The organism is Tenacibaculum sp. Ill (assembly GCF_051938915.1).
Lineage (GTDB): Bacteria > Bacteroidota > Bacteroidia > Flavobacteriales > Flavobacteriaceae > Polaribacter > Polaribacter larymnensis.
On record NZ_JBPSCW010000002.1, the window covers coordinates 954,766 to 973,647 of the forward strand.

Here is an 18,882-nt window from a genome sequence, read left to right on the forward strand (position 1 = left end):
CTTTAAATTTCCCTACCTTTGTAAGGTAGTTTAGCGGTACAATTTATGAATAAAAAAATAAGAATTAGTGATCTAGGAAGAAAAGATTACAAAGAAACGTGGGATTACCAAACTAACCTTTTAGATGAAATAGTGTCACTAAAAAGAGAAAGAAGAAGTGATGGTAGTGAAATAGAAACGCCAAATCACTTTTTGTTTGTTGAGCATCCGCATGTCTATACCCTTGGTAAGTCAGGAGATATTAATAATTTATTATTGAATGAAGAGAAGCTTAAAGAAAAAGAAGCAACTTTTTATAAAATTAATAGAGGAGGAGATATAACATATCACGGTCCTGGACAAATTGTAGGCTATCCAATTTTAGATTTAGAGAACTTTTTTACTGATATTCATAAGTATTTACGTTTGTTAGAAGAATCAATTATTTTAACAATTGCTGAATATGGGTTGAAAGGAGAAAGAAGTGAAGGAGAAACTGGTGTTTGGTTAGGTGTAGGTACACCATTTGCAAGAAAAATTTGCGCTATGGGAATTAGAGCAAGTAGGTGGGTTACTATGCATGGTTTTGCTTTGAATGTAAATGCCAATTTAGGTTATTTTGATAATATTATTCCTTGTGGAATACGTGGTAAGGCAGTAACTTCAATGGAAGCAGAATTAGGTGAAAAGGTTTCAGAGGAAGAAGTGAAAGAAAAAATTCTAAAACACTTTAAAGAATTATTTGAAGTGGAAGAATTTATAAAATCATAAAAAAAGGGTTGACAATTGTCAACCCTTTTTAATTCTTAAAAACTAAAATTATTTTTTAGCTTTAATATCAAAAGAAATTTCCATTAAGTCGTTGATAAACTTATCTTTTAAAGCGGCGTCAATTTTCTTAGACTTGTATGTAACACCAAAGTCAGTTCTGTCAATAGAAAAAACATCACTTTTAAAAGTTACCATATCGTCAGCTTCTGTAACAGTAGCAGGAATAGTAATGCTCTTAGTAACATCTTTAAGAGTTAAGTTTCCAGTAACGTGTACTTTTCCGTCTTTTAATTCAGAACTTGCTACTTCAAATTTAGCAGTTGGGAATTTCTCAACATCAAAGAAATCACCTGCTTTTAAGTGACCTTCTAATTTTTCTTTACCATTTCCAGCTTCTAAATCTTCACAAACAATAGTAGTCATGTCGATAATGAACTCTCCAGATTTTACGTTTCCGTTTTCAACTTCTAAAGTTCCTTTTTCTAAACTTACTACACCGTTGTGAGAACCAGTAGGCTTGCTTCCTTTCCAAGTTACAGTTGATTCTGCAACATTAGCTTTATAAGTATTGATGATGTTTTCTGTTTTTGCAACTTCTTTAACTTCGTCGCTAACAGCAGCTTTGTTTTTTTCTGTCTTACAAGAAACTGCTCCAATTGCAATAAAAGCAATAGCTAAAATTGTTTTTTTCATTTTTGTGTTTTTAATAATGATTATTAATCAGGTACAAATATAATTAAAAATAATTCCCATGGAAATTATTTTTTGTCTTTGGAATCGATAATTATAGTTACAGGACCATCATTTAGTAATTCCACTTTCATGTCAGCTCCAAATTGACCAGTTTGTACTTTTTTTCCTAAATCAACTTCAACCTGTTGAACAAATTTTTCATATAAAGGAATGGCAATATTAGGTTTAGCAGCTTTAATATAACTAGGACGATTTCCCTTTTTAGTAGAAGCATGTAGGGTGAATTGACTCACAGCAATTATATTTCCATTGATATCTTTAATTGATTTATTCATAACACCTTCATCATCATTGAAAACACGGAGGTTAGTTATTTTGTTTGATAACCACTTAATATCTTCTTGAGTATCTTCATTAACAATTCCTAGTAAAATTAAAAGACCGCTTTGTATTTCGGCTACTTTTTTATTTTCAATAGTAACGCTAGCTTTTGAAACGCGTTGAATTACAATTTTCATTTTATATAGATTTTTGTATTTGGTAGACTAATTTAATAGTGCTATTCCCAAATATCAGTTCTGTAGTGTTCGTCTTCTCCTTCTAAAATTTGTAGATAACTTTTATAACGAGACCAAGCAATCTCCTCATTTTCTAAAGCTTCTTTAACAGCACACTGTGGTTCGTTTACATGAATACAATTATTGAATTTACAGTTTTGTTTTAAAGCAAAAAATTCAGGGAAATAATCACCTAATTCATCTTTATCCATGTCAACTACACCAAAACCTTTAATTCCGGGAGTGTCTATAATACGAGCATCAAAACTTAAATCGAACATTTCTGCAAACGTTGTAGTATGTTGTCCTTGCTTATGTTGTTCAGAAATTTCTTTTGTTTTTAGGTCTAAGGAAGGTTCAATAGCATTTACTAAGGTAGTTTTTCCAACACCAGAATGACCCGCAAACATACTTACTTTACCAGTCATTAATGCTTTGATTTTATCTATATTGATGTTTTGAGTAGCAGAAACTTCTATACATTCGTAACCAATAGCTTCATAAATGTCTTTTAGATACATAATTTCTGCTCGTTGCTCAATTTCGTAAGAGTCAATCTTATTAAAAACTAATATAGTTTTGATTGAATAGGCTTCAGCAGTAACTAAAAAACGATCGATGAATGTGGTAAAAGTAGGAGGGTTGTCAATAGTAATTAATAAAAATACTTGATCAATATTAGAAGCAATTACATGAGTTTGCTTAGATAAGTTTACCGACTTACGAACTATATAATTTTTTCGTTCGTGGATATTGGTAATTAAGCCTGTTTCCTCATCATTTTTGGTTTCTAATGAAAAATCAACAATATCACCCACTGAGATAGGATTAGTACTTTTAATTCCTTTGATTCGAAATTTTCCCTTAATGCGACACTTATATAGTTCGCCTTCAGACTTTACCCAATACCAACTTCCTGTAGATTTATAAACCGTTCCTGTCATAGAACAAAGATGAGAATAAAAATTGAATGTTTTAGTATTGTTTAATCTGTTAAATCGTTAATTTTCTGAGCTACTGTTCCTCTTTCTGAGATTCTAATAATCATGAAAATTAATTTAGGTATGAAACCTGGAGAAATAACTAAATCAGCTTTTTCAGTTATTTTAATATCTCTTTTTTGTATAGTGTTTTCAAAATCACTAGTTGGTGTGTTGGCTAATTCTACAGCGAAATCCCAAGCACCATTTCTAGCTAATTCCATGCTAAAATCAACTAAAAAGTCGTCAACATCTTTAGTCCAGATAAGGATTTTCTTTAAAAAAGGATATACTTTGGCTAAATCATCTTGAACATCATTAACTAAAGAGGATAAAATTTCATTAATCTTATTAAAGTCACCATGTAAGTTTTGGATGTTTTGCCCTTTGGAAACTTCTGCTGCTGCTATTCCTAAATCTAAATTAATATGTGCGTTCATACCAACTAATAAGTGTTGTAAGACTATATACCAATACTTATTAGCTATGCTAAAAGCTTTTTCCCAAGAAGAAGTAATAGGTGTATTGTTTTTGTAATTGTAATAGGCATCTATGTATCTTTTAGCAAAAATTATATCGAGTTTTTCCATTCGTTGGTTATCATCAAAATAGTCGCTTTGTATGCCTTCTTTTACTTTTATTGTTACTTTTTGGTATAAAGCAGCAAAATAGCCTAATGGACTTTTGTTTTCTATAGATTCATTAATGATGTCTTGTAATATGTTTATTACATCATCAATAGTATGGATAGGTTTCATTCTTTTAAGTTTGGTCGGATGAAAATACAATAAATAGAATAAAAAAGACCGCTAACAAAATAGCGGTCTTTTAGATATTTAACTGTTAATAATTTTCTCTTGGTGATTGATACTTTCTTGGTGTATTGCTTTGAACATTTTAAGTACAAATTCTTCACTTAAGCCACGTTCATCACCTTCTAAAATCATTTTTCCTAGTATCTCATTCCATCGCTTGGTTTGTAAAATAGCAACGTTTTTCTCTTTTTTCAATTTACCAATTGAATCTGCTATTTTCATACGTTTACCTAACATTTCAATTAATTGATGATCAACTACATCAATTTGAGTACGTAGGGTGTTTAAAGCGTTTCTGTACTCAGTTTCAGTATCGGTAGCTTTTCTAACTTTTAAATCAATCATCATTTGAATTAATGATTTAGGTGTAATTTGTTGTGCGGCATCGCTCCAAGCATTATCAGGATCGTAATGAGTCTCAACCATTAAACCATCAAAGTTTAAATCAAGAGCAGTTTGACAAACATCAAAAATAATATCACGACGACCAGCTATGTGTGAAGGATCACAAATTAGTGGTAAATCTGGAAAGCGATTTTGTAATTCAATAGGGATTTGCCATTCAGGGTTGTTACGGTATCTAGTTTTTTCATATGTAGAGAATCCTCTATGAATAACCCCTAATTTTTTAATGTTTTTAGCATATAAACGTTCAATAGCACCTAACCATAATGGTAAATCTGGGTTTACAGGGTTTTTTACTAATACAATTTTATCAGTTCCTTCTAAAGCATCTGCAATTTCTTGAACGATAAATGGGCTTACGGTGGTACGAGCACCAATCCATAAAATATCTACATCGTGTTCTAAAGCTAGCTTTACGTGGTCTTTGTTTGCAACTTCAGTGGCAATTAACATTCCCGTTTCTTGTTTGGCTTTTTGTAACCATTTTAACCCTAAAGCGCCTACACCTTCAAAATTTCCAGGCCTGGTACGAGGTTTCCAAATACCAGCTCTTAATACAGTAGCATCAGTATTTTTTAATTCGTGTGCAATTTGTAATACTTGTTCTTCAGTTTCAGCGCTACAAGGCCCTGCAATTACTAGTGGGTGTCCTAATCCGAAGGCATCTAACCACGTTCTTAATTCTTTTGTATTCTCCATTTGAGTTTCTATTGTTGAGGTACTCCCTCTAAAATTCCGTTTAAAATCTGTTTTATATAATTTGTGTTTTCCATTTCTGTGTAGATTTCTGGAAAATTCTTTTCTTCTAATAAGGTTTTGAATTGTTGTAAGTTATGAATATATTCATTTAAAGACTCAATAACATTTTCTTTGTTTTGTTCAAAAATAGGAGTCCACATTGCTGGTGAACTTTTAGCTAATCGTACTGTTGAGGCAAACCCACTACCAGCCATATCAAAAATATCACGTTCGTTTTTCTCTTTTTCGATGACAGTTTTACCTAACATAAAAGAACTGATATGTGATAAATGTGATACATATGCAATATGTTTATCGTGCGATTTTGGATCCATATATCGAATACGCATTCCTAATTTTGAGAATATGTCTAATGCTTTTTCTTGTAATTTGAATGCAGTTTTTTCTACCTCACAAATAATATTAGTCTTGTTTCTAAATAAATTTATCAAAGCTGCATTGGGTCCTGAAAACTCTGTTCCAGCAATCGGATGCGTAGCTAAAAAATTTCTTCTCTTTGGGTGATTTTTAATAACATTACAAATTTGTTCTTTAGTCGAGCCTACATCAAAAAGCAAACAATCATCTGAAATAATATCCAACGTTTTCAAAATTACTTCTTGTGAAACATCTACAGGAATGGCGATAATAACAATGTCTGCATTTGATAATTCTGAAAATACCGCTTTTTGATGGATGATCCCTCTTTCTAAAGAAAGATTACCATGTTCTTCATTGGAGTCAATTCCGTAGATAGTTGCATTTTTAAATGCTTGCTGAATATCTAGGGCAAAACTTCCGCCGATTAATCCTAAACCTATGATAAATACATTCATTATATTCTATTAATTGCTTCTTTTATTTTTTCTTCTGGTACACATAATGAAAAACGAATGTATCCTTCACCTTGGTTGCCAAAGATGGTTCCTGGAGCCGCAAAAATGTGCTTGTTATATAATAACTCATCAATCATTTCTTCAGACGTTTTTCCTTCAGGAAGTTTACACCAAACAAACATTCCTGAGGTGTTTTTATCGTAGGTGCATCCTAGTTTTTCTGCTAATTCAAATACTAATTTTTGTCTCTTTTTATAGGTGTTGTTTAATTGTACAAACCAATTCTTGTCTAACTCTAAAGCTTTTGTAGCTCCTTTTTGGATTCCGTAAAACATTCCTGAATCCATTTGAGTTTTTACTTTTAAAATTTCAGTTAAGAATTCAGGTTTTCCAAGTAACATTCCAACACGCCATCCCGCCATATTGAATGATTTACTAACCGAATTTAATTCAATAGCAATGTCTTTAGCTCCTTCAATGTGTAAAATACTTTGAGGGTGTTCATTCAGTATAAAGCTATATGGATTGTCATTTACAATAACAATATTGTGCTTCTTTCCAAAGTCAATTAACTTTTGAAAAGTTTCTTTGGTTGCCTCAGCACCAGTTGGCATATGCGGATAATTTACCCACATTAACTTTATTTTTGAAGTGTCTATTTTTTCTAAGGCATCAAAGTTAGGTTGCCAGTTAGTAGCTTCTTCCAAATCGTAAAAAATAGGTTCTCCTCCCAATAAATTGGTTACAGAACTGTAGGTTGGATATCCTGGGTTAGGAATCAATACCTGATCTCCTTCGTTTAAAAAGGCTAATGAAATATGCATAATCCCTTCTTTACTTCCCATTAAAGGAAGTACTTCGTTGGCAGGATTTATGGAAACTTTATAGTTATTCTGATAAAAGTTAGCAACCGCTTGTCTAAACTCTGGTAAACCTTGATAACTCTGATAGCTATGCGCTCCAGTATCTTGTAAACTATCTTGAATAGCTTTTAATACTGATGTTGGAGGTTGTAAATCAGGGCTACCAATACCAATGTTTATAATTGGTTTACCTTCTGAAATTAATTGACGTACTTCTTGTAATTTTTTTGAGAAGTAGTACTCTTGTACGGTTTGTAATCGATTAGCAAACTGTATCATAATCTTCCGTTTTTATATTCACCTAATATTTTAAATTCTTCTGCCATAATTTGAATTACAGCCTTTGCTTTTTCATAATCTTCATATCTGTCAAAGGTTACATCAACAAAAAAAGCATACTTCCATGGTGTTTCAATTTTTGGTAATGATTGTATTTTGGTAAGGTTTAATTTACAATCACTCATTACGTTTAACATTGCTGCTAAACTTCCTCTTTTATGGTCTAATTCAAATTTTAATGAAGCTTTGTTAATTTCATTTTTACCGTTTTTAGGAAGGCTTGTTTGAAGAAATACAAAGCGAGTTGCGTTATTTTTAATAGTTTGAATTTCATCTTCAATAATTGATAAACCAAAAATATTAGCTGCCATTTTTGGTGCAATTGCAGCAACACCTTTTAATTGATTTTCTGCAATTCTTTTTGCGACTGCAGAGGTGTCAACATCTTCAACAAGTTTTATATGTTTATACTGTTTGAAAAACTCTTTACATTGTAATAAAGCCATTGGATGTGAACAAACTTCAGTAATATCTTCAATTTTTTGGCTAGGTAGTGCCATCAAATGATGATGTATAGGTAGATAATATTCTCCAGAAATATGTAAATCATGTTTGTCAATTAAAGCATAATTTGGTATGATTGAACCAGCAATAGTGTTCTCTAACGCCATAACAGCTAACTCACTTTTAGAGCTTAAAAGACTATCAACTAATATATCAAAAGATAAACACTCGTTTAAGTTGATGTTTTCTCCGTAGTAGTTGTTTGCAACAATATGGTGATTGCTTCCTTGTATTCCTTGAATGGCTATTTCTTTCATTTTTAATCAAAAAAAAAGCCTCGATAAATTCGAGACTTTGATTGGGTATATGTTTTTTTGTTAGGTTAACAATATGATACAAAGTCTCGTCTCTTACTAAAAAAGTAAAAATAGAAACCTTGCCATACGTTTTGTAACATCATTGTATTTGTGTTCTTTGTACAGGACAAATCTTAGAAATAAATTTAACTAAACCAAACTTTTTTTTGAAAAAATGTAATAAGAAGGTAAAATATAACAAAAGGATAAGGGGAGAATAAAGTAATATTTATAGTTTCTATTTTTAAATAAAAGTATATGTTTGTGCTAATATTAATTTAAAAAAATTAAATAAAAGTTATGAAAAAAATCTTATTTTTTTTTGTGTTTGTAAACCTTTTCATGTCTTGTTCTTCTGATAGTGAAGAAGAGCTGAATCTACCGCCTTCTAAGTTTGAAATAGCAGTGTCTGGTGTTACTGATACAACTGCTGAATTGAATTGGGAAGAGGCAATTGATCCAGAAAAGTCAATCGTTTATTATCAGGTTAGTTTAAATGAAAAAGTTTTAGAAAGTGAGTTGTCAGTAACATCTTTGAGTCTTGTGGATCTAGAAGAAAAAACTAAGTATACTGTTAAGATTACTGCTACAGATAAAGAAGGGGAGTCTACTGTGAGTTCAATGACTTTTACAACCGTTTTAAATGGTGAGCCTTCAGGTTTTACTGTTGAGGTTTCTGAAATAAAAGAAACATCTGCTCAGCTTAATTGGGGTGCGTCTAAAGACCCAGAAGGTAAAGCTGTAATTTATAGTGTTACTTTGAATGGAGAAATGGTAGCTGAAAACTTAAAAGAGACTTCTTTAAGTTTGTCAGACTTAACAAATAAAACAGAATATAAGGTTGTTATAATAGCAACAGATGTTGATAGTAAATCAACTAAAAGTGAAAAAACATTTACTACTTTAGAAACAAATTTAGCTCCCAATAAATTTGAGGTAACTATTGGTGATATAACTAATAATTCGGCTAAAGTACTATGGACTGAGTCAATAGATCCGAATGGAGATGTTGTAACTTATGATGTATATTTAAATGAGAGTGTTGTAGCTTCTGGTTTAGAGACATTAAATTATGTATTAGAAGGGCTCGAGTCAACTACTTCTTATGTGGTGAAAGTTGTATCTAAGGATCTTAAATTGACTACGGAAGTAGAGAAAACATTTGAAACAACAAGTAATCCACCTGCAGGGTTTAATATTGAAATAGATAATATTAGTGATTCAGGTGCATTGGTGAATTGGGATGACGCAGTAGACCCTGATGGTGATAATGTGTTTTATGATCTTTATATTAATGGAGAAGAAATAGCGACTGGTTGGACAAATAGTATTTATGGTTTAACATCTTTGACTCCAAATACGGAATATGTAGTAAAGGTTGTAGCGAGAGATACGAGTGGAGCTGCTACAATTAATACTGTTACTTTTAAAACAAAACCAGTTGATGGTTCATTTACTGTTCTTAATGTAGATATTTATAAAGACCAATATGTGGGGTATCTTGTTGTATTGAAATTAACAGATTCTTTTGTTGTAAGTTCTGTTACAATTGATAATACGACTTTTGATGGTTTTTTTGCAGCTGCACCGGATGTTCTTAATTTTGGAATTACAGAAGAACAATACAATGAATTCTTAACTTCTGCAGAAAATAAAGGAAGTTTAAAGTATTCTAGTGGAGGTAAAGAGCTAGATTATGAATTTACTTATAATGTTAAGTAAGTAAAGAAATAATATTAATTTATAAAAGAGGAAAGGTTTAAACCTTTCCTCTTTTTATTTTATAGAAATCAAATTGTAAGTAAGTAAAATAAAAAAGCTCCTCTAAAAAAGAGAAGCTTTTTGCGGTCTGGACGGGACTCGAACCCGCGACCCCATGCGTGACAGGCATGTATTCTAACCAGCTGAACTACCAGACCGTTGCTTGAAGCAATATATTGTATGTTTTTAGAGAAACTTTAGCGGTCTGGACGGGACTCGAACCCGCGACCCCATGCGTGACAGGCATGTATTCTAACCAGCTGAACTACCAGACCGTTGCTCTAAGCGGATGCAAATATATAACCTTTTTTTAAATAAAAAAGAGTTATTTCATAAAAAATTCTGTCTACTGATAAGGTAAGAGGTAAGTACTTTATCATAGCCCTCATTTATGTCTACAGGAACATAATCTATCTTGTATTGTAAGCATTTGTTTTTTAGGTTGTTGAAAAAACCGCTGCTCAATTCTTGATATTTTTGCTGTACATTTTCAGTATATAAATTTATTTCTTCTCCAGTTTCAACATCCACAAATTTTTTTGGTGTATTGTCAAAATCGAATAAAAACTCTGTTTTTTTATCGTAGGTATGAAACAAGATTACTTCATGTTTATTAAATTTTAAATGTCGTAAAGCATTAAAAAGCTCTTCTTCATTTTTGGTTATTTGAAACATATCCGTAAATAAAAAGATTAAAGACCTCCTGTGGATCTTTTCAGCTATTTCATGCAAGTATTGGTAGGTTTCTGTAGAAGAGGTAGATTCAGACGACAGTAATTGCTCTAATTGGTGTAATAACATCTTACGGTGACGTTCACTTCCTTTTTCAGGAGCATAATACTCATAAGTGTCTGAGTAAATACTTAACCCAACAGCATCGCGTTGTCTTTTTAAAATATCCATTAAAGAAGCTGCAGCAACTGTAGAAAAACCAATTTTATTTAAATTATCGACGGATTGATTTTTACTGATAGGATAATGCATAGAAGCTGAGTTATCGATGATTAAATGACACCTAAGATTCGTTTCTTCTTCATATTTTTTGGTGTATAGTTTTTCAGTTTTAGCAAACAACTTCCAGTCAATATGTCGAGTGCTTTCTCCTTTATTATAAAGTTTGTGTTCAGAAAATTCAACCGAAAATCCATGAAACGGACTTTTGTGCATACCTGTTATAAAACCTTCTACTACTTGCTTAGCCAGTAATTCGAGGTTTTTTAGTTCAGAAGTCGTATTTTTAAGATCAATCATATAATTTCGAAGATAAAAAAAAGGTTTAGCAATTGCTAAACCTTTTCTATAATATCAAATTAAAATACTATTTATATATTATAAAGCAGCATCAATTTTATCAGTATATGCTTTTTTAGGAGCGGCACCTACTTGTTTGTCAACAACTTCACCATTCTTAAAAATTAATACAGTAGGGATGTTTCTTACACCGTATTTAGCAGCAAACTCTTGATTTGCATCTACATCTACCTTACCAACTACAGCTTTACCGTCGTATTCATTACTAATTTCATCAACGATAGGAGATACCATTCTACAAGGTCCACACCAAGCTGCCCAAAAATCTACTAATACTGGTTTGTCAGATTTTAATACTACTTCTTCAAAAGAAGCATCTGTAATTTCTAATGCCATTTTATTTATGTTTTTATCTAAGTTACTTTCTTATTTGTACAGTACAAATGTAAACAAATATTTTACCAATACAATTTTACAAAAATTACTTTTTATTATCATAATATCAATACTTTCTATTTACTTGTAAGTTTGTTTTTAAGTGTGTAAAATAATCTATAACTTTGCCGAATATTTTTGAGGAAAAATTTGACTGATTGCAACCTCATGGAACAAGAGTTCAGAATAAAAAATGCTAAAGCAGTAATTTTCTACTCCTTTTAGCGACTCAGCAATCCAAGTTTTTTCTTTATAGTTAAATTTTAAAAAGAAGTATTTATGTCATATTTTTTTACTTCGGAAAGTGTTTCTGAAGGACATCCAGATAAGGTAGCAGATCAAATATCTGATGCTTTAATAGACAATTTTTTAGCTTTTGATTCAGATTCTAAAGTAGCATGTGAAACATTGGTAACAACGGGACAAGTAGTATTAGCTGGGGAGGTGAAGTCTTCTACTTACTTAGATGTTCAAAAAATTGCTCGTGAAGTAATTAACAAAATTGGATATACTAAAGGTGAGTATATGTTCGATGGAAATTCTTGTGGAGTGTTATCTGCAATTCATGAACAGTCAGATGATATTAGTCGTGGAGTAGATAGAGAATCTAGAGAAGAGCAAGGTGCTGGAGACCAAGGAATGATGTTTGGGTATGCGACAAACGAAACTGAGCATTATATGCCATTAGCGTTAGACTTATCACATATAATTTTAAAGGAATTAGCAGCGATACGTAGAGAAAATAAGGAAATTACTTATTTACGTCCAGATGCTAAGAGTCAGGTAACAATTGAATATTCTGATGATAATGTGCCGCAACGTATTGAAGCAATCGTTGTTTCTACACAGCACGATGATTTTGCTGATGATGAAACTATGTTAGCAAAAATTAGAAAAGATATTGTTGAGGTTTTAATTCCTAGAGTTAAAGCACAATTAACTCCAGAAATTCAAGCGCTGTTTAATGATGATATTAAATATCATATTAATCCAACAGGAAAGTTTGTAATTGGAGGGCCACACGGAGATACTGGATTAACAGGTCGTAAAATCATTGTAGACACTTACGGAGGGAAAGGAGCACATGGTGGTGGAGCTTTCTCAGGAAAGGACCCTAGTAAAGTTGACCGTTCTGCTGCGTATGCAACACGCCATATAGCTAAGAATTTAGTGGCTGCAGGAGTGGCTGATGAAGTATTAGTACAAGTGTCATATGCAATTGGGGTAGTTGAGCCAATGGGTATCTTTGTGGATACTTACGGAACATCAAAAGTTGATTTAACCGATGGAGAAATAGCTCAAAAGGTTTCAGAAATTTTTGACATGCGTCCACACGCTATTGAAGATCGTTTAAAGTTACGTAACCCAATGTATAGTGAAACAGCAGCTTATGGACATATGGGAAGAACTAATGAAGTAGTTTCTAAAACGTTCACGCAGCCGAATGGTGAAAGTGTAACCTTAGATGTTGAATTGTTTACTTGGGAAAAGTTAGATTATGTAGACAAGGTAAAAGAAAGTTTCGGATTGTAAGAAATTGAAAAAAATAATTTAAAATACCTGTAATTTTTATTGCAGGTATTTTTTTATACAGCTATTTTTGTTACGAAATTAAAAACAATATTAACCGAACTTGTTTTTATATTTTTCAAATTGCTAAAAATTGCTGTTATCTCTTTTATTCTTCTGTAATTTATTTCAAGTATTTTACGTTAGAGGAGGTGTTTAATTTTTACTTGAATAATAAAAATAAGTTCATTTAAAAATTACAAAAAAAATGAAAAAATTAAAGTATGTTTTTGCTATTGGATTAGGAATGACCTTGCTAACAGCTTGCAGTAGCACTGCATCTGATGATTTTGATGAAATCAATGGGGAAGCTAAAAAGAAAAGATTAAAAAGTATTGCTGCTACTAACCAAGAAAGCGAAACAATTACTACTCAGTTTATGTATAATGCTGAAAAGGAATTAGTAAGTGTTTCTGGAACAAACGGAACAGATGCTACTTTAATAAACTATAACAATGATGGGAGTACTATCAAAGTAACTGCAGATAGCGATCCTTCAGAAAGTCTTTCAATAGAAGAGTTGTATCAATCTCCATATAATATTTATGAAACAGGAATAACATTAGAATATGATTCTAACAAAAACCCTAGTAAAGTTTTATTTCAAGTAGAGGTTTATGACTGGGAAACTGAAATGAATGTTATTGAAAGTTATACAGCTGAAATGTTTTATGACAATAAGCCAAATATGTATTTTTCTACTTTAGAAGCCGCAGGAGTTATAGAAATTTTAGATGGTGTTGATGTTAGTTTCGGTGTAAACCCTCAAGCTTCAGAAATAATAAAAGCTAGGAAATTATTACCATTAAATAACGTAACGAAGATTATTTATAAAGATGCAGATGATAAAGTTGTAGGTACTTTAACAATAGATTATACTTACGATTCAGATGGTTACCCATTAACGGGAAAAGGATTAGCAGTTGGTGGTGAGGAGTCAATTACTATAAATACAACTTATAGTTATGAGTAAATTAAACTATTAAAACTAAAAAGCCTCGACATCGTCGAGGCTTTTTTATTTTTTACTTCACTTGAAATATAAAGGGTATTCTAGCTTGAATTCCTTTTAGGTTTTTCATTTTGTGAATATTATAGTATAACTGATAGTTCTCATCACCCAAAGTTTCTTTAAGTATTTCTTCTTTTGAAGCTTTCATAAATGGAGAGAACTTTAGAGCTTCTTTTAAATCAGTCTTGTAATTAGGATAATTACGAACTTTGTAGTTTTCAAGTTCTGCTAATTCAGCAGCAGCTTTAATTGCGTCATTTAATCCCCCTAATTGATCTATTAAGCCATTTTTAATAGCTTCTTTACCAGTCCAAACTCTTCCTTGTGCTATTTCATTAACTTGTTCAAAGGTCATATTACGTCCAGCTGAAACACGGTTTACAAATGTAGTGTACATCTCCTCAATTCCTTCTTTTGTAACATCGTAAAACTTCTTATTCATTGGTTCAAAAACACTGTAAGAAGGACTGTTGTTGGTTGAAACTTGTTCTGCGTTAATACCTATTTTATCTGTAAATTGACTAAAGTTAGGAATTGCTCCAAAAACTCCAATAGATCCAGTAATTGTAGTTGGTTCTGCAAAAATTTTACTTGCGTTACAAGCAATGTAATAACCTCCAGAAGCAGCATAATTCCCCATAGAAACAACTATAGGTTTTTCTTTTTTAGTAAGTTCTAATTCGCGCCATATTAGTTCAGAAGCTAATGCATTACCTCCAGGAGAGTTTACACGTAGTACAATAGCTTTTACATTAGTATCTTTTCTAGCTTTTCTAATGGCTTTATTAATAATTCCTTGACCGATAAAATCTTTACTACCTTCTCCGTAAATAATGTCTCCTTGTGCATAGATTACGGCAATTTTATCTTTAGCGGTTGAAGAAATCCTTCCTTTACCAGAACTAATATAGTCTTCAATAGAAATAGTATTTACTTTTTTATCAGAACCCATAGCCAACTTTTCTTTGTACTCATCTTCGTAAATAGAAGCATCAATTAAGTTGTTTTCTTTAGCTACGGTAACGTTTCTTCCATTATAATTATCGGCAATAAGGTTTAGTTTTTCAATAGAAATGTTTCTACTTTTACTAATGTCATCTGTAATTTCTGACCAAATAGATTTTAAAAATGAAGTAGTTTGTTCACGATTAGCTTCACTCATTTCATTTTCTAAAAATGGCTCTACAGCACTTTTATATTTTCCGTGACGAACAACTTCCATTTTAATCCCATATTTATCTTCAAAATCTTTAAAATATAAAATTTCGGTAGATAAACCTCTAAAATCAATAACACCAATAGGGTTTAAAAATAAACTATCCGCAACAGAACTTAGGTAGTAATTTTTTTGAGTATAAATATCATTGTAGGCATATACAAATTTACCACTCTCTTTAAACTCTTCAATTTTGTTTCGTATAGCTTGTATTTGTGCAATACCAGCATTTATAAAAGGTGTTTTAATACTTATTCCTTTTATTTTATCATCTGTTTTTGCATTTTCAATAGCATTTATAATCTTGTTTAAAGCTAACTTTTCATCTGTTAATTCTAAAGCTTCTGCAATAGGGTTGTTTTCTTTTGGGGCATAATCTTTAATAGGAGTTGATAAATCTAATTCTAAAACCGAGTTTGATTTTACAACAACTTTTTCTTCAGCTCCAACGATAGAAGCTATTGCAAAAAAGAATACAAAAAGTAAAAAAATGGCAATAAAAAAGCCAAGAATAGAGGCAAGTAAATTTCTTAAAAACTTCATGTTGTATGGTTAATTTTTTTGAGCAAATATACAGTTTTTAGAAAGACACCTTTTTACTAAGATTTTGCTAGTTCCAGCGATTTATTCCTACACCTAAATTCATGCGATATTTTCGTTGTGCGAACTCAAAATAATTAAAAAGTTTATAGTTTACCTCATAACCATAATCAACGTGCGGACTATAATCAATTATATTTTCATAAATGTTTGAATTAAATTGTAGAGGATTTCTAGCTCGATAATTCCATGTATTTACATAAAGGCGGTTTTTATTTTCGAGATATTGTTGTGAGTAAAAGCCTTCTGGTTTAGCAATACTGTTTAAATATGCAGTAAAACCAGGGTCTATAATTATAATTTCATATTCTAGACTATCATTAGCAATTATAACAGGTTCCTCTTTTTGTTGAGTGTTTGAAGCATTTTTTATAGGAGTAGAACTACAAGACCATGACAAAATTCCGATAATGCTAAGAAATATAATGCGTTGTAAGGTTTTCATAATCAGTATGATTTGTAATTATAAAAGTGCAAAAATTATTCCATTTTTAATTGATTTTTAACTTGTTTAACAGTAATTTTCAGCATTAAATAATAGAAAATGAAGAAAAGGTGTTTTTGGGTTAGTGATGACCCATTATATATTGAGTATCATGATAATGAATGGGGAGTACCCGTATATGATGATGATAAATTGTTTGAGTTTTTAATATTAGAAACCTTTCAAGCAGGTTTAAGTTGGATTACAGTTTTAAAGAAAAGAGAAAACTTTAGGAAGGCATTTGATAATTTTGATTATAAAGAAATAGCAAAATACTCTGAAGAAAAATATGAAGAGTTGCTTCAAGATGCAGGGATTATAAGAAATAAACTAAAAATTAAAGCAACTATAACCAATGCTCAGGCTTTTATGAAGGTGCAAGAAGAGTTTGGGACGTTTTCAAAATACATTTGGGGTTTTACAAATGGTAAACCAATAACAAATAAGTTTGAAAAGAAGGAAGAGGTTCCGGCTACCACAGAGCTTTCTGATACTATTTCAAAAGATTTAAAAAAACGTGGATTTAAGTTTGTAGGCTCAACGGTAATTTATGCACACATGCAAGCAACAGGAATGATAAATGACCATACAACGGACTGTTTTAGATACCATGAAGTTTAAATTTCGTAATTTTAGCACTCAAAAAAATAAATTAAAAACTATATAAATGAAACTAAAACAAATGCTTTGTGTGTTTGCAGCAGCAGGAGTATTAACTTCTTGTGGTGTAGATGCAAAAAAAGAGCCTAAAGTAGTAGAAAAAAAGGCAAAAGAGTTTGAGTATGTTGTTGAGCAATTTGCTGATATAAAAGTATTACGCTATCAAATTCCTGGGTTTGATGAGTTAACACTAAAAGAAAAGAAGTTAGTGTACTATTTAACTCAGGCTGGTTTATCTGGACGTGACATTATGTGGGATCAAAACTACCGTCATAACCTTGAAATTAGAGCAGCTTTAGAAAATATCAATAATAACTTTAAAGGAGATAAAGAAAGAGAAGATTTTAAAGCGTTTACAACTTATTTAAAAAGAGTATGGTTTTCAAACGGAATTCACCATCATTACTCTAACGATAAGTTAAAACCTACATTTTCTAAAGAATATTTAGAAACGTTATTAAAAGAAACTAATACTGAGTTATCTGCTGAAGCATTAGACGTTATTTTCAATGATAAAGATGTTAAAAAAGTAAACAAGAAAGCAGGAGTTGATAATGTATTAGCATCAGCAGTAAATTTTTACGGAGCTGATATTACTAGTAAAGATGTAGAAGATTTTTATGCGAAAGCTGATAAAGGACCAGAAGGACAACCAATTGAGGCTGGATTAAATTCTAAATTAGTTCGTGAAGATGGAAAGCTAGTTGAAAAAGTGTGGAAGTCTGGTGGAATGTACGGACAAGCAATAGATAAAATTATTTATTGGTTAGAAAAAGCTAAAGAAGTAGCAGAAAACGAAAAGCAAGCCAAAACATTAGAGTTGTTAATCGAATACTATAAAACAGGAGATTTACATACTTGGGATGAGTATGCAATTGCTTGGGTAGAATCTACAGAAGGAAACATTGATTGGATTAATGGTTTTATTGAAGTTTATAATGATCCTAAAGGGTACAGAGGTTCGTACGAAACAATCGTACAAATCAAAGACTTTGATATGTCTAAAAAAATGAAAGTATTATCAGACAATGCACAGTGGTTTGAAGATAATTCTCCGTTAGATCCAAGTCACAAAAAGAAAGATGTTGTAGGAGTATCATATAAAACAGTAAATGTTGCAGGTGAAGCAGGAGATGCGTCGCCAAGTACTCCAATTGGAGTGAATTTACCAAACAATAACTGGATTCGTCAACAACACGGTTCTAAATCAGTATCGTTAGGAAATATTATAGGTTCATATAATAATGCAGGAGGAACTGGACGTTTAAAAGAATTTGCTAACGATCAAGAAGAAATCGATTTAGAAATTAAGTATGGTAAGTTAGCAGATAAATTACACACAGCATTACATGAGGTAATCGGACATGCTTCAGGTGTAATTAATGAAGGAATTGGGCAGCCAAAAGAAACTTTAAAAAATTATGCTTCTACAATGGAAGAGGGTAGAGCAGATTTAGTTGGGCTGTATTATTTAATGGATCCTAAATTACAAGAATTAGGATTAGTTGATGACTGGCAAAAAGTTGGTAAAGCTGCTTATGACGGTTATATCAGAAATGGATTAATGACTCAGTTAATCAGAATTAACTTAGGAGATGATATTGAAGAAGACCACATGGTAAACCGTCAATGGGTTTCAGCTTGGGCTTTTGAACAAGGAGCAAAAGATAATGTAATTGAAAAAGTTACTAAAGATGGTAAGACATATTATAATATCAACGATTATGAGAAACTTCGTGAGATATTTGGACGTTTATTAAAAGAGGCGCAAAGAATTAAATCTGAAGGAGATTTTGAAGCGGCAAAAGCATTAGTAGAAGGTTACGGAGTAAAAGTAGATCAAGATATTCATAAAGAAGTTTTAGATCGTAATGCACAGTTTACATCTGCTCCTTACAGCGGATTTGTAAATCCTGTATTAGAGCCAGTAACAGATGCTGATGGAAACATCACTGATATTAAAATCAAGCAACCAGAAACTTTTGAAGAGCAAATGAACTTCTATGCTAAAAACTATAACTTCTTACCAGTAAAAAACTAAGAAATTAAGTTTTAAAATAGTTGAAAATATCAAAACCGATTCTGATTAGAATCGGTTTTGTATTTTTAGAGGGATTA

At 31.5% G+C, this 18,882-nt stretch carries 18 protein-coding genes and 2 tRNA genes; 6 read left to right on the forward strand and 14 right to left on the reverse strand.

Translation table 11 applies throughout. The annotated features are described in order from the left end of the window. Positions 1–45 precede the first annotated feature (45 nt). Complete coding sequence (gene lipB / locus ACTPNM_RS04545) at positions 46–750, forward strand: lipoyl(octanoyl) transferase LipB (RefSeq protein ID WP_440120795.1); 705 nt, start codon at positions 46–48, stop codon at positions 748–750. A gap of 48 nt (positions 751–798) precedes the next feature. On the opposite strand, the gene ACTPNM_RS04550 is transcribed toward lipB, so the two are convergent. The 8 genes from ACTPNM_RS04550 to ACTPNM_RS04585 all read right to left on the reverse strand — a co-directional run bounded on the left by ACTPNM_RS04550 (position 799) and on the right by ACTPNM_RS04585 (position 7,737). Next, entirely contained in the window at positions 799–1,443 is a 645-nt protein-coding gene (locus tag ACTPNM_RS04550; RefSeq protein WP_440120796.1) for a YceI family protein, read from the reverse strand. A gap of 65 nt (positions 1,444–1,508) precedes the next feature. Beyond that, positions 1,509–1,961, reverse strand: a complete 453-nt coding sequence (gene dtd, locus ACTPNM_RS04555; RefSeq protein WP_440120797.1) for a D-aminoacyl-tRNA deacylase — start codon at positions 1,959–1,961, stop codon at positions 1,509–1,511. 41 nt (positions 1,962–2,002) lie between these two features. Further along, entirely contained in the window at positions 2,003–2,944 is a 942-nt protein-coding gene (rsgA, locus tag ACTPNM_RS04560) for a ribosome small subunit-dependent GTPase A (protein ID WP_121146160.1), read from the reverse strand. 41 nt (positions 2,945–2,985) lie between these two features. Next, positions 2,986–3,738 carry a DUF5995 family protein gene (locus ACTPNM_RS04565; RefSeq protein ID WP_440120798.1) on the reverse strand — a complete coding sequence of 251 codons (753 nt, stop codon included), beginning with the start codon at positions 3,736–3,738 and terminating at the stop codon, positions 2,986–2,988. Positions 3,739–3,816: 78 nt separating this feature from the next. Beyond that, complete coding sequence (locus ACTPNM_RS04570; RefSeq protein WP_274639127.1) at positions 3,817–4,899, reverse strand: bifunctional 3-deoxy-7-phosphoheptulonate synthase/chorismate mutase type II; 1,083 nt, start codon at positions 4,897–4,899, stop codon at positions 3,817–3,819. 8 nt (positions 4,900–4,907) lie between these two features. Next, complete coding sequence (locus ACTPNM_RS04575; RefSeq protein ID WP_440120799.1) at positions 4,908–5,774, reverse strand: prephenate dehydrogenase; 867 nt, start codon at positions 5,772–5,774, stop codon at positions 4,908–4,910. Beyond that, positions 5,774–6,916: a pyridoxal phosphate-dependent aminotransferase gene (locus ACTPNM_RS04580; protein ID WP_440120800.1), complete on the reverse strand. Its 1,143-nt coding sequence runs from the start codon at positions 6,914–6,916 to the stop codon at positions 5,774–5,776. The genes ACTPNM_RS04575 and ACTPNM_RS04580 overlap by 1 nt, the downstream gene beginning before the upstream one ends. Then, the gene (locus tag ACTPNM_RS04585) at positions 6,913–7,737 is read right to left on the reverse strand and encodes a prephenate dehydratase (RefSeq protein ID WP_440120801.1); all 825 of its coding nucleotides are present in this window, start codon (positions 7,735–7,737) and stop codon (positions 6,913–6,915) included. The genes ACTPNM_RS04580 and ACTPNM_RS04585 overlap by 4 nt, the downstream gene beginning before the upstream one ends. 339 nt (positions 7,738–8,076) lie before the next feature. Here ACTPNM_RS04585 and ACTPNM_RS04590 point away from each other — a divergent pair, with 339 nt between their 5' ends. Next, the gene (locus ACTPNM_RS04590; protein ID WP_440120802.1) at positions 8,077–9,498 is read left to right on the forward strand and encodes a fibronectin type III domain-containing protein; all 1,422 of its coding nucleotides are present in this window, start codon (positions 8,077–8,079) and stop codon (positions 9,496–9,498) included. 123 nt (positions 9,499–9,621) lie between these two features. On the opposite strand, the gene ACTPNM_RS04595 is transcribed toward ACTPNM_RS04590, so the two are convergent. The 4 genes from ACTPNM_RS04595 to trxA form a co-directional block, all read right to left on the reverse strand. After that, a tRNA-Asp gene (locus ACTPNM_RS04595) sits at positions 9,622–9,695 on the reverse strand. A 43-nt stretch (positions 9,696–9,738) separates the two neighbouring features. Next, positions 9,739–9,812, reverse strand: a tRNA-Asp gene (locus tag ACTPNM_RS04600). 55 nt (positions 9,813–9,867) lie between these two features. Continuing rightward, entirely contained in the window at positions 9,868–10,788 is a 921-nt protein-coding gene (locus ACTPNM_RS04605; RefSeq protein ID WP_440120803.1) for a DUF58 domain-containing protein, read from the reverse strand. Between the two features lie 78 nt (positions 10,789–10,866). Continuing rightward, on the reverse strand, positions 10,867–11,184 hold the full coding sequence (gene trxA / locus ACTPNM_RS04610) for a thioredoxin (RefSeq protein ID WP_028892415.1): 318 nt from the start codon (positions 11,182–11,184) through the stop codon (positions 10,867–10,869). A 318-nt stretch (positions 11,185–11,502) separates the two neighbouring features. Here trxA and metK point away from each other — a divergent pair, with 318 nt between their 5' ends. Beyond that, positions 11,503–12,756, forward strand: coding sequence for a methionine adenosyltransferase (gene metK / locus ACTPNM_RS04615; protein ID WP_440120804.1), 1,254 nt, complete (start codon positions 11,503–11,505; stop codon positions 12,754–12,756). A gap of 244 nt (positions 12,757–13,000) precedes the next feature. Further along, positions 13,001–13,765, forward strand: coding sequence for a hypothetical protein (locus ACTPNM_RS04620; protein WP_440120805.1), 765 nt, complete (start codon positions 13,001–13,003; stop codon positions 13,763–13,765). 52 nt (positions 13,766–13,817) lie between these two features. Here ACTPNM_RS04620 and sppA read toward each other — a convergent pair whose 3' ends face one another. Then, positions 13,818–15,563, reverse strand: coding sequence for a signal peptide peptidase SppA (sppA, locus tag ACTPNM_RS04625; protein ID WP_440120806.1), 1,746 nt, complete (start codon positions 15,561–15,563; stop codon positions 13,818–13,820). 67 nt (positions 15,564–15,630) lie between these two features. Further along, on the reverse strand, positions 15,631–16,065 hold the full coding sequence (locus ACTPNM_RS04630; protein WP_440120807.1) for a DUF6146 family protein: 435 nt from the start codon (positions 16,063–16,065) through the stop codon (positions 15,631–15,633). Between the two features lie 99 nt (positions 16,066–16,164). Here ACTPNM_RS04630 and ACTPNM_RS04635 point away from each other — a divergent pair, with 99 nt between their 5' ends. Both ACTPNM_RS04635 and ACTPNM_RS04640 read left to right on the forward strand, forming a co-directional pair. Next, positions 16,165–16,725 carry a DNA-3-methyladenine glycosylase I gene (locus ACTPNM_RS04635; protein ID WP_440120808.1) on the forward strand — a complete coding sequence of 187 codons (561 nt, stop codon included), beginning with the start codon at positions 16,165–16,167 and terminating at the stop codon, positions 16,723–16,725. A gap of 46 nt (positions 16,726–16,771) precedes the next feature. Continuing rightward, complete coding sequence (locus ACTPNM_RS04640; protein ID WP_440120809.1) at positions 16,772–18,805, forward strand: dipeptidyl-peptidase 3 family protein; 2,034 nt, start codon at positions 16,772–16,774, stop codon at positions 18,803–18,805. Positions 18,806–18,882 lie beyond the last annotated feature (77 nt).

Excerpts from the sequence above, each read along its gene's own strand:
- dtd (WP_440120797.1), bottom strand. The coding sequence starts at position 1,961 with ATGAAAATTGTAATTCAACGCGTTTCAAAAGCTAGCGTTACTATTGAA.
- ACTPNM_RS04575 (WP_440120799.1), bottom strand. The coding sequence starts at position 5,774 with ATGAATGTATTTATCATAGGTTTAGGATTAATCGGCGGAAGTTTTGCC.
- ACTPNM_RS04580 (WP_440120800.1), bottom strand. The coding sequence starts at position 6,916 with ATGATACAGTTTGCTAATCGATTACAAACCGTACAAGAGTACTACTTC.
- ACTPNM_RS04605 (WP_440120803.1), bottom strand. The coding sequence starts at position 10,788 with ATGATTGATCTTAAAAATACGACTTCTGAACTAAAAAACCTCGAATTA.
- rsgA (WP_121146160.1), bottom strand. The coding sequence starts at position 2,944 with ATGACAGGAACGGTTTATAAATCTACAGGAAGTTGGTATTGGGTAAAG.
- ACTPNM_RS04570 (WP_274639127.1), bottom strand. The coding sequence starts at position 4,899 with ATGGAGAATACAAAAGAATTAAGAACGTGGTTAGATGCCTTCGGATTA.
- ACTPNM_RS04630 (WP_440120807.1), bottom strand. The coding sequence starts at position 16,065 with ATGAAAACCTTACAACGCATTATATTTCTTAGCATTATCGGAATTTTG.
- ACTPNM_RS04590 (WP_440120802.1), top strand. The coding sequence starts at position 8,077 with ATGAAAAAAATCTTATTTTTTTTTGTGTTTGTAAACCTTTTCATGTCT.
- lipB (WP_440120795.1), top strand. The coding sequence starts at position 46 with ATGAATAAAAAAATAAGAATTAGTGATCTAGGAAGAAAAGATTACAAA.
- trxA (WP_028892415.1), bottom strand. The coding sequence starts at position 11,184 with ATGGCATTAGAAATTACAGATGCTTCTTTTGAAGAAGTAGTATTAAAA.
- ACTPNM_RS04550 (WP_440120796.1), bottom strand. The coding sequence starts at position 1,443 with ATGAAAAAAACAATTTTAGCTATTGCTTTTATTGCAATTGGAGCAGTT.
- sppA (WP_440120806.1), bottom strand. The coding sequence starts at position 15,563 with ATGAAGTTTTTAAGAAATTTACTTGCCTCTATTCTTGGCTTTTTTATT.
- metK (WP_440120804.1), top strand. The coding sequence starts at position 11,503 with ATGTCATATTTTTTTACTTCGGAAAGTGTTTCTGAAGGACATCCAGAT.
- ACTPNM_RS04585 (WP_440120801.1), bottom strand. The coding sequence starts at position 7,737 with ATGAAAGAAATAGCCATTCAAGGAATACAAGGAAGCAATCACCATATT.
- ACTPNM_RS04640 (WP_440120809.1), top strand. The coding sequence starts at position 16,772 with ATGAAACTAAAACAAATGCTTTGTGTGTTTGCAGCAGCAGGAGTATTA.
- ACTPNM_RS04620 (WP_440120805.1), top strand. The coding sequence starts at position 13,001 with ATGAAAAAATTAAAGTATGTTTTTGCTATTGGATTAGGAATGACCTTG.
- ACTPNM_RS04635 (WP_440120808.1), top strand. The coding sequence starts at position 16,165 with ATGAAGAAAAGGTGTTTTTGGGTTAGTGATGACCCATTATATATTGAG.
- ACTPNM_RS04565 (WP_440120798.1), bottom strand. The coding sequence starts at position 3,738 with ATGAAACCTATCCATACTATTGATGATGTAATAAACATATTACAAGAC.